Here is a 16034-nt window from a genome sequence, read left to right on the forward strand (position 1 = left end):
CGAATGAGCAAAAAACGATACCTCGCTGGATTGACCGCCTCGGTTTTGACCGCGACCGCCCTGTTCGGCGCAATCGCGACGTATCCTGCATACGCTCAGACATCGGATAGCGTTCAGCAGGTCGTCGAGAAAATCCGGCAATCTGTTCTGGATGTCGACAAGGCCAAGACACCTGCCGAGCGGATCAAAGCTTATGACCGCGCCCGCGACCAGCTTGCCGCACTTTCGGTGAGCGCGGAAGGTGGTGATGAGGCTGCCAAAGCGAGCATTGCCGACCTCGAGGCGGCCGGCATTACGCCTGATGTCGTCACGACAGGGACGCTGAGCGCCACGCTTTCAAGCCTGACCGACAAGGGCGCCGACCCGGACGCACGCGTTACGACCAGGCTGAGGATCGACGACCTTATCGACGCCCTATCGGCACCGGAACTCAAAGTATCGGCGCTGGCCGACTATGCGAGGCAGATCGCGAGCGACCACGATGCCGCTTTGACCCTCTTGGAAAGGGCAATCGATGTCAGCGTGCAGATCACCTCAGCTGAAGAGAAGAATGCCGCGCTTAACAACATCGCCCAGGTCGGCGCCTACGTCGAACCGAAGCTGACCTCGAACATCGTCAACAAGGCGGTCGGCGGCATGTGGCCGGCGCGCATGCGTGGCTTTGCCCGTTACGATATCGCCCTGCGGCTGCTTGGCGACAAGAAACTCGGCAAAAAGGAAATCAAGGACGCCAAATTCGACGACATCTCGGCGGCAGTGAAGGCCGAACTCAAGGCCGGCCGGATAGAACAAGCCCTGCTGTTTGCTCTATCCGTCGATCCGGAGTCGTCCGAACACCGCGCCGACACCGTCAATGAGGTCCTGAGCGCGGCCCTCAAGGCGAATGCAGTGAACCTGTTCCCGGTTTTTGCCACGAGTTTGGCCGATCGAAGCGATCAGGAGGACCTCATCATCCGCATCGTCAAGAACCGTGTTGATGCCGACCGCCTGATCGACGCGACCGCAATGACTGAGGTGATGGAAACCGGCCCGGGGCTTGCGGAGATCGACTTCACCCTTGCCTCCGAACTCAGTGATCGCGGCCTGGCGAAGATGGCCTCCCAGCAATACGACCGTGGCACGGAGATCGTCAAAGCACTAAGCGGCGATGCGAGGGAAGCGGCGCTGATTGCCGCTATCGGCGGAGCGACCGACCTCAAGCGGTTCGATGATGCCCAAGCCTTCGCAGATCAGCTCACCGACATGAAGGGCGCATCCAATGCCCTCGGCAACCTTGCCAAGGCGTTCGCAGACAGCGACGATTTGAAGAAGGCCGAAGCGCTTCTCCCTAAGATCACCACCCTCAAGGACCGTGAGCAGGCGCTCTCGGGCATAGGCCGCGCCAAGGCGCGAGAAGGAGACCTCGATGCCGCAACGAAGATCGCCGACGAGATAGCAAACGACGAAGACAAAGGCCGCGTGCAGTCGGAAATTGTCCGCGTCTGGGCACGCAATGGCAAGACCGACGATGCCATGGGCCTAGCAAGCTCCATCAAGGAACCGGAGTATCGTGTCGAGGCGCTCCTCCGGCTTGCCAAAGAGATATCCGGAAAGGACGGGGCCGAGAAGGCGGCCGATGTCGTCGACCAGGCGATCTCCTATGCAGGCGGGGTGGACAAGGCAGAGCAGCGTGATGACCTGTTCTTCGACATCATTGATTACTTATCGAAGTCCGACCAGATCGCGCTTGCCAAGAAGCTCGTCAGCAAGATTTCCGACGAGAAGCTGAAGGCGAAGGCAGCTGGACGCATCGCGAGCCGGGCTGCGTTGAAAGGTGACACGAAGACCGCCATCGCCTACTTCGACAGCCAGCCTGCGGCCAGCGACGAGCAACTGAAAGCCGAGGTCATGATCGCGGCCGCGAACGATCCGGCCTATGTCAGGACGGCCATCCTTGCCACCAAAGACATTCGCGATCCGATACTGCGTGTGGGCACGTTTCGCGCCATTGCCGAGGCGCAGTTGCGCCACCTTGACCGGCTCGGTTGGGGGCTGGGGAAGGGTGAAACGTCAGACTATAGAGACTGGCTGAAGAAGGCATCATTGGAGGCGAGAAACGAAGGCCTGCCCCAGCCCTCGAAGGCCGTCTTCAGCGATGGCCGTATGTCGCTGAAGACGACAGCCGTGATGAGCGCCCCACTCAGCAAGTATGGGTATCCCGACATAAGCAAGACGGCCGCAACGACGCGCTCGATGATACCGCTGCCGACACCGGGGCAGATCTCAATAACATTGGGAAACCTCAGTCCTTATGAAAGCAAGTTCATGGAGGACCTTGCAGCCGGATTTACCGGTCTTTCCCATGCCGCCCGCGCGCAAGGGCTTCTCTATCCGCGCATTATCGTCATTCAGAGCGGCACCTATACACTTGGTAGTCTTGCCATGCAGCTGGATAGCACGGCTGGCGAGCCGTTGGTCGAACGGGAGGGCGATATCGTCACGCTTCGCGCGCCACTGCTCGTTGGCGAGGGGGCCGCCTTGATCCTGTCCGGGCAGGAGGCTTCCGCCTATCGCTTGTCCGCCACCGCTGGCGCCTTTGTCGCGGTCGGCGGCAAACTTTATATTCAGGACACGACCGTAACATCGTGGGATGAGGCGCTGCAGAAGCCGCGCAATTCCAGCAAAGACACGCGTGGGGTATTCCGGCCCTTCATCGTCGGCTGGAGCAATTCCGAAATGTATATTGGCGGATCTGTTCTGGATTCGCTGGGATATGCAGCATCGAAGTCTTTCGGACTTACGTTCTCGGCCGGCCCGAAGACAATCGCCAAGGCTCGCGAACAATTGCGAAATCCGACGGGCATTGTCGTCGAGAACTATTTTCATAACTTCGAGTACGGCTTCTATTCCTACGAGGCCGACGACATCTCGCTCATCGGCAACGAGTACGCAAACAACGTCCTTTATGGCGTCGATCCGCACGACCGCTCGCATCGACTGCTGATCGCGCTCAACACCGCGCATGATACCATGGTGAAACACGGCATCATCATTTCCCGCGGCGTCGATGCCAGCTGGCAGGTCGGCAACGTGGTGTTCCACAACAAGGGCTCCGGCCTGATGTTGGACCGTGACAGCGTGGATAACCTTGTCTATGGCAACCTTTCCTTCGAGAACGACCAAGATGGCCTGACGTTCTTCGAGAGTAGCTGCAATCTCGCAGTTGCCAACGCCTTCATCGAGAATGGCCGCTCCGGCGTGCGCATGCGTAACAGCTGGGATATTGGCGTCCATGACAACGCCATCGTCCGCAACAAGCTCGAGGCAATCAGTGGCTACATCAGCGACCTGTCGCTCGCAGAGGATGAGCATAAGCGCGATCTGGTAATGGATCCCTATGTGCCACTGACGACGTTCACCGCGACGGACAACCTGATCGCTGCAAACGGCAAGGGGATAAAGGCTGCTGGCGTCTCGGGTGTCACGCTGGCAAAGAACGAATTCCGCAATCAGGAAGGGCGTCTGCTTGACGGCGACACACGCCCGTTTGAGGGACATGTGCTGCGATTCAATGGACATCAGGATGTAGCAATCGCATCTACCTGCCGTCCGCAGCGGCCGGCAAATTACGAATGTGCATTCCGGGAGGCGGGGTTCCTGGGGGAGAACGATGCACTTTTCTTTGACAGCAAAACGTCCGGCAACTGCACGGACGCCCGCGGCTCCGTGCAATTCGAAAGTTTCCATGGAAAAGGAGACAACACTTGAAAAAGGCGGCTCATTCTCTCCTCGCGGTACGTAGCGGGATCGCCCTGGTCGCAGCCATTCTCAGCGCAACAGTGTTGCCGAGCTCGACACAGGCATCCGTAAGCCAAGCGGCGAACGGCGGCTATCAAGGGCTGTTTGATGTAAAGGCACGCAAGGCCTTTCTCGCGCAGAATCCATCATCCAATGCGCGCAAGGCGTGCCTTGCGGTCGATGCCGACGCCAAATGGCTGAACATCGAGGTCATCAAGGGCCTGACGACCACGGAGGGATACGGCACGGACCGGTCTGGCAACCAATACGCATGGGCGGTCATGGTTCTGTCCGGCCGCGCGCTCGCTGGCGATAAACGCGCCGAGGAAATGCTCAAGGCCTTTCTGTTGAAGTGGGCGGATGCCAGCGCATTCTCTGAAACCGAGAAAATTCACGACGCCTACTATGCTCTGAAACGCCTGATGCTGCCGACTGTGGTGGCCTATTCGATCATCCGCGACGGGCTTGGCGATGACGAGAAGCAGAAGCTAATCGCCTGGATCGATCCGCTGGTTCGACGCACCGATCAGATTTTCGAGGGAAGCGTCGACTATAACAATCACCGCTATCTGGCCGACAGCGTCCTGATGGCCTGGGGTAGCCTGACGGGTGACCAGGCACTCTACCAGAAGGGGCTCGACCGCTTTCGCGTTATCCTGGATGACGCCCGCGCCGATGGCAGCCTGCCGCTGGAAACGCGTCGCGGTGCACGCGCACTCTGGTACATGCGCCAGTCGCTGACCAGCATGACCGTCATGGCTGAAATTGCAGCGGGCGGGCAGGACGACTTGTTCGACGCGACAGCGGCCGATGGAAAGAAGAAATCCATGTGGACGGTCCTGTCCTACTGGATGAATGGCATGACCAACCCGATCCTGGTCAATGCCTACTCCGCCGAGAACTACATTCCAGGGCCGGAACAGGATTTCATGAAGCCGGATTTCGGCTTCCTGGAAAACCGGGGCAACGGACGCCACTATCTCGCGTTCCTCGAAGCGCTCGCCGTTCATGAGCCGGCGAACTTCACTCAGCGGCGTGCAGGCGCGCTCCTTGAACGAGAAGGAGCAAACGAGCGTCCTCTCATCGATGAATTCGCCGGCGGCAACGCCACATGCTTCTGGAGGCTGGGATGACACCACGCCAGAAGCATCTCTCCGTTTTGCTTGCAGCCACCTATCTGGCCTTCTCAACGCCGATGGTGGCCGTCGCCGAACTGACAGCGACGCCGGCCGAACAGGTCGATCTGTTGATCCAGCAAAACGACGGCGAGGGACTTCTGAAGATCGCCAAGCAGTTGCGGAGCGGAGTAGCGGTCTCGACCGCCAATTCGCTGAGAGTTCCAAACTTCCCGAAAGCACGCCAAGCCCTTGAGGCCGCCGTGACGTTGCCCGGTGCCAGACAAGCCGAAGCAAAGCTTCTGCTCGCCAAGATGATGCTGGCAGGCGAAGGAGGGCCAGTTGACGTCGATCGCGCGCTCACCCTGCTGAATGACGTTATCAAGACTGGCAATGCCGAGGCGGCCTATGTCCGCGGGCAGAAGCTGGCATCGTTTCCGAATCGCGCTCAGGAAGCGCGCGATAACCTCAATCTTGCCCTTCGCCTTGGTGACGGCGCGGCAGCATTCGAGGTGGCGAAGCTGCCCGGCGCGACACCGGTCGAGGCGGCTGCTATGACGAACTTCGGCATCAACCTACTGCGCCAGCGCGCTGCGCGCGGAGATGCAGGCGCCGCCTTCGATCTCGGCGGATATTATCGAAGGCTGTCGGACAAGCCCGAGGATCAGAAGGAGGCTCTGGCCTGGTATCGCAAGTCTGCGCAGCTGGGCCAGATCACAGCCGTTGTCTGGGTCGCACGTCTGCTCGGCGAACCTGATACGCCGCTCTTCGATCCTGCCGCCGCTATCGAACAATACCAGGCAGCCGCCACCGCCGGATCGATCGAAGCCGCGCAGGAATTGGTGCGCGACTTTGCCGACGCCGGTCCATTGAACGTCCCGCCACAAGTCTATGATATGTGGATTGCCAAGCTGATCGACGCCAAGGACGCGACGGCGGTCCTCTATTACTCCCAGGCATTGCAGGAAACCGCCGAACAGCGCAGGCGGTCGTCGGACCAACTCTATGAGGCGACGATGGCCGGTGATGTCGCCAATGGTGAAGATCTGATCCGGATTGGCGAAAGTTTTCGCGACGGCGCAAGTGTCGTAATAGACCAGACGCGTGCTGCAAACATTTTCCGGCTCGGGGTCAAGAACGGATCCAATTCCGCTCTCACGAGATTTGCCCATCTGGTTATCGATGCCCCATCGCTGAGAAGCCGCGAAAACGTTGAGCTTGCGGTCGAAAAGCTGAACGAGCTAGCCGCGAAGGGAAGCGTCACCGGCCAACTGCTCCTTGGCGACATGTACGCCAAGGGTGTTGTTGGAGAGATCAACGAGACAAAGGCTATTGACCTCTATCTCCGAGCCCTGGCAGCGGCCGAGTCGGTCGAGGTGCTCAATCGCCTGGCGGATGTCTATCTGTCGTCGGCCGATATCAACAAGCGCAAGAAAGCCTTCCCTTATATCGAGCGCGCGTCGCGCGCAGGCAGCGAAAGCGCCATGCTGAAGGAGGCCGAGGCCTATGCCGACGGTGAAATCGTCGGGCAGGATTTCGACCGGGCGGTCACGCTCTACAAGAAGGCGATTTCGCTTGGCGCCACCGATGCCCTCGTCAGCCTGGCGAACCTCTACCTCTCGCGTGGCGGAGAGACCGCATTTCGCAACGCGCATGAGGCCTTCTCCGATGCGATCGCCGCCGGCAACCGGGAAGCGCCGGTTGAAATGGCGCGGTTCCTCAAGGCAAATGGCAAGCTGGACGAAGCGATCGAGCGACTGACGACAGCGGCGCGAAAGAACAACAGCCCGGCGGCCGTTGAGCTCTACGAATATGTGTCCGAGCGGGCCCAAAATCCGAATGTCGGGGCAGAATGGCTGCGCCTAGCCCTGAAGACGGCGAGCGACGTTCCGCGCGAGAAGGTGCATCTGGCGAGCGCCATGCTGATGCCATCGGATATACGCCTGAACCTTCAGGGCGCCTCGATGCTGCGCGAACTCACGGGCGCCAAGATTCCCGGCGCCGCCGTTGCGCTTTCAAATGTCTACATCGAGGGAAAGGGGGATGCCAAAGATGTCCCCACCGGCCTCGAACTCTTGGAGCAGGCCTCTCAGAAGGGTGATGTCGATGCACTCCTGAAACTTGGCGACCTCTACATGGATGGCAAGCACGTCGAAGGCGATGGCGAAAAGGCCGTTGGCTACTACCGCTCGGTGCTGGCGCTCCATCCCGATGACCCGACCGCCAACATACGCATGGCACGCGCCTATCGCGACGGGCGCGGCGTAGAGCGCAATCTCGCTGTTGCCGCGACCCATCTGAAGATTTCCTCCGATGCAGGAAGCCACATGGCAACGCGCGACCTTGGCCTCGCCTATATGTGGGGCAGCGGTGTCAAAAGAGAAAAAGACAAGGCCGTTCAGCTGCTGCGCACTGCGGCCGAGCACGGCTATGCATTTGCCTGGCATGACCTTGCGGAGACATATGGTGCAGCAATCGGACCTGAGGTCGATGCATCGCAGAACTTCCGACTGAACATGCGCGGAGCCCGGGAAGGTCATGTGTCCGCGATGATCGGAGCCGGCATCGCGCTTCTATCCGGCTTTGGCACCCAACGTGATCCCGAGGCAGGAATCCTCTGGCTGGAAAGGGCTTCGGCCAGCACGGGATGGGATGCTCCCGACGCCATGTACAGACTAGCCGAGGTCTACAAATTTGGTATCGGCGTCGACAAGGATCCGAAGAAGGCGCGCGAATGGGAGCTGCGAGCCGCGAATGCAGGCAGCACCACTGCAATGTTCCATCTCGCCCTGGAACTCGAAGCCGACAACACGGACGCCAGCAAGGCCGAAGCGATCAAGTGGCTGCAGAGCGCCCGCGCTCTGCAGCATGTTCAAGCTGCAAAGAAGCTCAAAAAAATGGGTGCGGGAGACATGTCTTCCGTATCGCTGCAAGGGGTCGAAGACAATGGTGTGGAAGAGTGAGCGCCAACGCAGCGTCACATTTCGCAGGCGCATACCCCGCCAGCCGCTGGGAGGTCTGAACCTGCAGGGAGACCGGGAGAGCAATTCACGCGTCCTCGCATGCACGGCGCTAATCGTGCCGGCCCGAAGCGACAGTGAAGCTGGGCCGACCCATAACTGGGTCGTCCTGGTCCGAGACGAGATTATCGCGCGGGCACGCCAGCTCGACAGAATGAGATCGGCACAAGACGAGAGTGACGACGCTCCGAAGCAATGAGGTAGCATTTCAATGTCCAACGGAAACGAGATTGGGAGTGCGGCTGTCGGCCGCCGGCTTGGAAGTTTCCGAAGAACCGCGCTCGCCGCGACGCTTGCCTTTTGCGCACCCGTTCTGGCGACGAACGCCATTGCCGCCACTGAGACCTTGATCCCGCTGAGCCCGGATTTCGACTACTCGCAGATGTGTGTCACTCCGCCTGCGGTGCCCGCGCCTCGCAACTGGAACCGTTGGGACGGAAAGAGCACTGGCACACTCTCGCCCGACGACATGCTGCAGGATGCGCAAACGCTATTCAGCCCCTACAGTCTTTATCAGAGAAGCCCGGCGACCGCTGAACGCATTGCCCTCTACCTGAGCCAGGTACCATTTGCCGGAGCGGGTCGCGCACTCCATCTCTACGGCCGCATTCTTGCCGACGACGACAACGCTTCTCTGCGCGTCGATGAAATCATCAGGGTCGAGACGGAGGCGATCAAACGCGGGACGATCGAGGCGGGAACCTTTCTCGGCAGGCTCTATCGCGAAGGCGAGCTCGTACCAGTCGACCTCAAGAAGTCACAGGGATATCTCACTGCGGCAGCAAACGCCGGCGATCCGGCCGCCGAACTCGAACTTGCGCGTCTCTACTACCGCAATCCACAACTGGCAGAGACTGCCGACGCCAACCGCCTCTATCTGAACCGTGCGATCTCGAAGATGTCCGATAGATTGGGCGCCGGCGATTGCAGCGTCCTGACCGGCTTCGCCGACATCCTGATCGACCCCGATTTGGGGCTCGACGACCAACAGACCTCGGCACAATGGCTGCAGGCTGCCGTGAAACTCGGTGATGTCAGGGCAATGTCAACACTCGCACGCCGATACCTGCAAGACAGCAGTGTCGCCGCCAATCAGCAACAGGCGATCGGTCTCTTGAGACAAGCGTCGGCACTCGGGCACTCGGCAAGCCGGTTGACCCTTGCCGATCTCCTGCTTTCAACCCCACCAGAAGGAAGCGGCAAGAACGAAGCATTCAAACTGCTGGCTCAGGAAGCGGAGCGCGGCAACCCGCGCGCTTATGAAATGAAAGCCGCTTACTATCGTGGGGCCTATGGGGCCGGAGCCGATCCTGGTCTTGAGCTGCAGAGCCTGCAGAAGGCGGCCGTGCTGCCAGACGTCAGCCTCCGCACAATGGAACAACTCGGCATCATCTACGCGCGCGGCAGCGCTGGCGCACCGAATTTCGAACTCGCCAAGCAGACGCTGGTGAAGGCCGCAGATCTTGGCTCTTCACGTTCCGCCTTCGAGCTTTACAAGCTCGCGGCGGGTGAAAAGCCGGCTATAAAGCTCGACAAGGATCCGTTGACATATCTGAGCGCGGCAGCCGACCACGGCCTCGGTGTCGCGATGAGCGAACTGTCATCGCTCTACTTCTGTGGAGCGGGTGTCGAAAAGGACCGTGCCAAGGCGCGTGTCTGGCTCGAGAAGGCCGCCGCCGCAGGTAACGCAGCAAGCCTGCTGACGCTTGCAGACGAGGCATCTGCCAAGCGCACATCTGATGGCAACGCAGCAGCCGCCAAGTTTCTGACGCAAGCGGCCGAGCAAGGCGATGTCGAAGCCATGATGCGGGTCAGCCTGTCTTACCGTGATGGCCACGGAACGGAAAAGGATGCGGCTGCGGCTAAGACCTGGCGCCAGCGCGCGATGACCGCTGACCCCGGAGTTGCAACACTGACGGAGGCGCGTGCGGCTCTGTCACCTGATGCTCCTGAGGAGCGCGACGCTATAAAGGCGAGAGCGATGCTGGAGGCATCGGCCCCGACCGGAAATCCGGACCTGCTCTTTGAGTTGGCCAGACTTTACATCGACCCCGATCCAACGCTTGAGCCCGATCCCAAAAAGGCCACGGCCCTCTTCGTAGAGGCGGCGTCCAAAGGCAGCATCTCGGCAATGCTGCGGCTGGTGGACATGAAGGTTTCCGCCACTGACGGTGGCGGAGCGGATTGGCGGCGATGGCTTACCCGGGCGAACGTGACAGGCGACTTGCGCGCGCTCCTCAAGCAAGCCGAAGTCGAAAGCGATGCCGAGCAGCAAGCGGCCATTCTCAAAGCTGCCCTCAGCCGGCCGCTTTGCCTGGAGAAGGAAAAGATCCAGGTCGCGTTGGCGATACGAACCGTGCCGCAGTTTAAGCAGGACTATCTCGGTCTCTTCGATCAGGTGATCGCCGAGCCAACGAAGGATCCAAGCACGCAATACCAGATTGCCCGTTTCCTGCTGAACGAACGGCCAGCTGAAAAAGCAAAGGCAATCGAGCTCATGAAGGACGCCGCCGAGGGTGGAAAGCGGGAGGCCATGCGCGAGATCGGGCGCATGTATAGCACCGGCGAGGGTCTGCCGGCGGATGAGAAGAATAGTTACATGTGGCTGCTGAGAAGCGCTCGACTCGGCGACGAAGGAGCCCTGGAAAGCCTGGTGACGGAGATTCTGTCGCAACAGGCCACGCTCAACGACCCGTCCAGTGGTGACGAGAAGGTGGAAACATTGCTGCGTGATCTCGCGGCGCAGAATTCACCGCAGGTAGCAACGCTGCTCTCCAGGCTCTATCTGCGGCTCTCCGAAGGCAGCCCTGCATTCACGCAAGCGGCAAAATCCTGGACCCTGAAGGCAGCAACGCTCGGGAATGGAGCCGCCATGCTCAACGTCTCCGACTTCTACGCGGCTGGCACCCACGGGTTTGAGCACTCCGATACCAAGAGCACCGAATGGCTTTCGAAGGCGGCGCATGCGGGCTACCGCGGTGCCTTTGAGAAATATGCAATCGCGTTGCAGATCGGCTTCGGCACAAAAGCCGATACCGAAGAGGCGCAACGCTGGCTGACCAAGTCGACTGACTTGGCAAACTGAACAGTCAATGCAGGAGTAGGCGTCATGAAGAGCATCCTACGCATATCGCTGACCGCTCTGATGGCAACAGCCACGATTGCGACCACCGAGGCGGCGAAGATCGTGAAGCCGACGCCGCGACCCGTGATCGAGACATATGCGAATTGGCAAGAACTGCGGATCGCAAAGGGCTGGCCCGAAGTCAATGCGGCGGTCAAACTTCCCTTGCCCAAGCGCCTGTTGATCGCCACGGCGGCGCTTACCGCACCCGACCGAAAGGTACGCGATCCAAATTATGGTTTCGCTCTTCTGCTTGCTGGCCCAACGTCAAGAGACGCTACACGGCTTCTTGCCAAGGGCATTCTTATGAACGACTATGTCTTTGGGGATAGAACGCCAGCCGTCCTGCGCTCGCTTGCGGCGGAGGCAATGCGTGGATGCAAGAGCTGCGTGGCCGCCTACGGACTGATTCAATACACCGGGCTGGATGTCCCACAAAATGACGTGGTTGCCTATAAGTGGTACCGATGGGCAGCCGTTGTCGGAAACGCCAAGGGCATCGAAGCAACGTCGCTTGCTCTCGCCGAAGGCCGAGGCACCCTCAAGAACATTTCTGAGGCGAAGAAATGGGCCGCTCGCCTTGAGCCGGCACGCCGGGCAAAGCTCTACACCGAGATTGCCAAGCGCATCGTGCTCAGCAAGACGCCCGAGGATATGGCAGTGAGTTCCGAGTTGCTTCTGCAATCGATCGCGCTCAATCCACTGGACGCAGGCAGACCCGCGAAGCAATTGCTCAATCTCGATTATCCGCCGTCCGTACAAGACGAAGCAATGGCCGCCATCCGGGCGGAGGGGCGAGCAGCTGATCCAAATGCGCTTAAGGTCATGGCGCAGGTCCTGTGGAAGAGGGACAAGCCCGAAGCTGTCAACGAGGCGATTTCAATATTCCAAACGCTGGCGGAACGCGGCAACGCCGACGCCATTGATTATCTTTCACGGGCTCTCGCACGTTCAGATGTCGACAAGAGCAGGAAGGATCTGATCATCGCGAGCCTCCAAACGGCTGCAGCCAGCGGGTACGCATCAGCCTCAAAGGTGTTGGGTGATGCCTACTACTACGGCACGGGCGTTACTGCCTCGCTCGACACAGCGCAGACTTATCGCGAAAGCGCAGCCAAACAGAATGATCCGGAGGCTCAATACCTTCTGGGCATGATGATGCTTCAGTCAACCGACAAACCGCAGGACGACGCCACAGGTCGACAGTGGTTGGAGAAGTCGGCAGCGGGTGGATATCCGCTGGCGCGTGCCGCGCTCCAAAAGCTGTCATCCAATTGAGCCGAGACACCTTGCTACCACCGAAGCAACAGTCAGCAGCCGGCTAGCGGCTTAAGCTGAACCTTGCCCTTCTTCTTGTCCTTCTTTTCGGAATTGCTCTGCGAGGTGTTGCCACACACCTTGCCCTGCGGACCGCGCTCTGCGCGCACGACTGCTACTCCGACCTTCCGAAACGTATTGCCGTAGACATCATTGTTAATGCCATCCTTGTCGCTGTCCCCACCGAGACGCACCCCCGCGCCGCGCACATTGCTGACGGTGTTGTAGCGGAAGACATTGTTGTTGCCGCGAGAATCGAAGCCGCCAGAGTTCTTGTCCTTCTGGCCGGAGCATTGGTTATGCTCGACGACATTGCGGCTTGATCCTTCCTTGATATCCACGCACTCGTTGCCTTTGGTGTCGATGATATTGTGATGGACGTGATTGGCGTCCGAGGCATCGACGGATCGGTCCGGAGCCCCGTGGGCGCCCCGCTGCTCCGGGGCGGTGCCGATGTAGATGCCCTCGCCATTCTTACCGCCGTCTCTGAAGGCGAAATCATAGCGGCCGCAATTGCTGATCTGTGAATAGGCAATCTCGTTTCGGCGCGTCTGGTAGCGAAGCCTGATGCACTCGCCCCCGGCATTTTTGACGGACATGTTCAATATCCGCAGGCCCGTTACTCCGTCTCCACGCGTCTTGCCGATCACGTAGATGAGCTTGTCACGATAGCTGCCCTTGGTGTTGCCGGCGCCGAATTTGCCATCCACCGTGAACCCGCGCAGTTCCGTATAGTCGTGGTTGATTTCGATCACCCTCGACGCGCCTGATCCCCTTATGACCGCGGACCGAGGACCGGTGATCACGATCGGTTTTCCGGGTCTGCCGTTTCGAACCGTCTTGAAATCTTCATAGTATACTCCAGGTCTCAACCGGATCACGTCACCGGGCTGTGCTCTATTGAGAGCAGCCTGGATGCCGTGCGTTGGCGACGGAGAAACATCAATCGTCGTCGCGAAACTCGCACTGGCGAACGCGGCGCAGCTGCAGAAAACCGATATGCGCGCAACAAGAAAAAACGCCAAAGATCCATGAGTCATTTTGAACCTCTCCGCAATCATCAAAGGATTTAGTCGGCAGTTGAAGCAGCGCTTCTCCAAGGTAAGATCAATGGATGTTCTTGCGCATGTAAATATTCTATAACAAGACTATGTCAAATCATTGATAGACAACTAGATATGATCTCTTTTTTCTTCCTATAATTCGAAATAACCTTGTTGACCAACATGAGCTAATATAGCTTTACATTCTTGACGATGAAGGAGCCGGACCATGTTGAGACTATTCCTTGTTGCCTCCGCCCTGCTGTCATTATCCGTGCCCGGCGCTCTCGCCGACAGCCCCTGGTACCGGATTATTCCGGTACCAAATGCGCCCGGCTGTAAGGTTCTTGCCGACGCTAGCGGCCGGCCTATTCAACAGCGTTACGAAAAAGGCGGCGCGCGCATCTATGCCATCGGCGGCAAGGCATGCCCGGAAAAATTCCCGGGAGAAAGCTACGCCACGATTTCGACCGCACGGTCGATTACGACCGAGGGAAATTTCGCGCGCATCACAACCAAAACGCGCAAATTGGTAGTTACCCGTGGGGGCACGGGCAATAACTATACGTTTGCAATAAACAAACTCGATGTACCGAGATAGCAGCGACCGGCAGAACCGATATCTTCACCGATTGCGCATTTTCTCTCTGGCAACGCCTCGCCGCGCGATCGGCGAGGACTGTCATGTTGTCGCTGCATAACAGTGGATGTTCTGCGACCGTGACCGAAGCGAGAGCTGCTAGGGTGGCATCACCACCACTTTCGTCGCGCGGATGAATACCTCAATGTGCACTGCACATATCATGCCACTATCCTGAACCTGCCGCCTGTTAAGCGCAGCGGTTTGACCAGGATCGGCTTCTGCGTAGTTGAGGAAATATGACGCTGTTCTGCATCGAACTTAATCAATAATACGGATTGATTTCCGCCACCATACCAGGATCCGCCCAGTATCAAGCAACTCGCAGGCAATACTTCGTTGCTTTAAATATTTACTAAGCTAAACGTCCAATTATTAAGAGGAAATACTTAAGAAGAATTAATTTCGCGATCCAGATCGCGAAGTATATTCGCCAATAGTCCCGGGCGTTACGCAATAAGGCGTATTCAAGGTTAATTGTTGGGCACGTTTAACTCATGCTAACTATACAGCAGGGTTGAGGGTGTGAATCATGACCATTCCAGTCGAACAGAACTGGGGCCCGCATCTTTCCGTCAAAAGCGACCGGAAATGGTTCGGTTTCAACAGCATTGCGATTGCCTGCATCGCAGCAACGGTCGATTTTATCGTTCTCCTTGCGGCGAGTGCAGCAGGTCATCTGTTCTACGAGCAGATTGCCTTCGGCACTGTTGCCGACCCTTCGCTTTACGTCGGGATCGGTCTACTCGTGGCGACGATTTTCATGTTGGCGATGTTTAGCGTCCATGCCTACCGACCGAGCGAGATGTTGTCGTTCCGCCGCCAGTTGCTGCTGATCACGGCGTTTTTGCCGGCGGCTCTGCTGTTTCTTCTGGCCGTGATCTTGTTCTTCAAGATCGACGCGGCAATTCCGCGTGGCTCGATCATCACAGGTGCAATTCTCTCCTTGGGTGGGCTGATCGCTTTGCGCCTGTTCTGGTATAGCCACCTCAGCAGCGCGATTGCTCGTGCAGCGTTCCCCACCCGACGGGTACTTCTCATTTGCCCAAGCACGATGCCGACGGAATCAGTCGTTCAACGTGCCGCCCTCAGCGGTCTCTCTATTAAGCATACGATGCGAATTGCCGAAGCCGATCTGGCGCTGGCATCCATGAGCGAGGCCTATGAGAAGAACGGCATAGCCGAAGTGGATGAAGTGCTGGTTGCATGGAGCGACTATGGAAATTTGCGCGCGCTCGAGGAGTGCCTGACCACGCTGCGTCAATTCTGTGTGCCGGTAAGCGTCATGTTCGGCGGTGTCGTCGGAGACGTCGTCGAAGGCCCTGCGCAAACGGTCGGGGAGCGGCGCGTGTTCCAAACCCACCGCCCACCGCTCGATCTCTACGAACGGGGACTGAAAAGGGCATTCGATGTCGCCTTTTCCATCGCTGCACTGGTTGTCATGTTCCCAATTTGTGTTGCGGTTGCCGTTGCCATAAAACTAGACAGCCCCGGACCGATCTTCTTCGTGCAATCGCGAAAAGGGTATAGTGGCCGCGTGTTTCGCATACTCAAGTTTCGCAGCATGTCGGTCATGGAAGATTCCACGGACGTGCGCCAAGCGACACGCAACGACCCTCGCGTCACGCGAGTCGGCGGCTTTATCCGATCGACAAGCCTGGACGAACTGCCGCAATTCTGGAACGTCCTTCGAGGCGACATGTCGGTCGTCGGGCCGCGTCCGCATGCATTGGTGCACGATGATCTCTATGGAGCTCTTATCGCCGAATACGCATCGCGCCGGCATGTCAAGCCCGGATTGACAGGATGGGCCCAGATCAACGGGTGCCGAGGCGAAACACCGACAGTGGATCGAATGGCTGACCGTGTTCGCCATGACCTTTGGTACATCCATAATTGGTCATTGTGGCTCGATCTGAAAATCGTCTATGTGACCATGGTCAGCATGGTTGATCGCAGGAATGTCTACTAGCTGGTCGTCGTTTGTGTTTTGTGTTT

Annotated in this window: 8 protein-coding genes; 7 read left to right on the forward strand and 1 reads right to left on the reverse strand. The window is 58.6% G+C overall.

The window, feature by feature from the left end; genetic code table 11:
* Positions 1-3 precede the first annotated feature (3 nt).
* From PMI09_RS13950 to PMI09_RS13975, 5 genes are all read left to right on the forward strand, one after another.
* On the forward strand, positions 4-3747 hold the full coding sequence (locus PMI09_RS13950) for a NosD domain-containing protein (protein WP_007794847.1): 3744 nt from the start codon (positions 4-6) through the stop codon (positions 3745-3747).
* Entirely contained in the window at positions 3744-4910 is a 1167-nt protein-coding gene (locus tag PMI09_RS13955; RefSeq protein WP_007794849.1) for an alginate lyase family protein, read from the forward strand. Before PMI09_RS13950 ends, PMI09_RS13955 begins: the two co-directional genes overlap by 4 nt.
* Entirely contained in the window at positions 4907-7855 is a 2949-nt protein-coding gene (locus PMI09_RS13960; protein ID WP_007794852.1) for a tetratricopeptide repeat protein, read from the forward strand. Before PMI09_RS13955 ends, PMI09_RS13960 begins: the two co-directional genes overlap by 4 nt.
* A 268-nt stretch (positions 7856-8123) precedes the next feature.
* The gene (locus PMI09_RS13970) at positions 8124-10997 is read left to right on the forward strand and encodes a tetratricopeptide repeat protein (RefSeq protein WP_007794857.1); all 2874 of its coding nucleotides are present in this window, start codon (positions 8124-8126) and stop codon (positions 10995-10997) included.
* A gap of 24 nt (positions 10998-11021) precedes the next feature.
* Positions 11022-12314 carry a tetratricopeptide repeat protein gene (locus tag PMI09_RS13975; RefSeq protein WP_007794859.1) on the forward strand — a complete coding sequence of 431 codons (1293 nt, stop codon included), beginning with the start codon at positions 11022-11024 and terminating at the stop codon, positions 12312-12314.
* A gap of 32 nt (positions 12315-12346) precedes the next feature.
* Here PMI09_RS13975 and PMI09_RS13980 read toward each other — a convergent pair whose 3' ends face one another.
* Complete coding sequence (locus PMI09_RS13980) at positions 12347-13159, reverse strand: hypothetical protein (protein WP_244423766.1); 813 nt, start codon at positions 13157-13159, stop codon at positions 12347-12349.
* A 466-nt stretch (positions 13160-13625) separates the two neighbouring features.
* On the opposite strand from PMI09_RS13980, the gene PMI09_RS13985 reads away from it, so the two are divergent.
* Entirely contained in the window at positions 13626-13997 is a 372-nt protein-coding gene (locus PMI09_RS13985) for a hypothetical protein (protein ID WP_007794863.1), read from the forward strand.
* A gap of 571 nt (positions 13998-14568) precedes the next feature.
* Complete coding sequence (locus PMI09_RS13990) at positions 14569-16008, forward strand: exopolysaccharide biosynthesis polyprenyl glycosylphosphotransferase (protein ID WP_007794867.1); 1440 nt, start codon at positions 14569-14571, stop codon at positions 16006-16008.
* The last annotated feature ends 26 nt before the right edge of the window (positions 16009-16034 follow it).

Source organism: Rhizobium sp. CF122 (assembly GCF_000282035.1).
GTDB lineage: Bacteria > Pseudomonadota > Alphaproteobacteria > Rhizobiales > Rhizobiaceae > Rhizobium.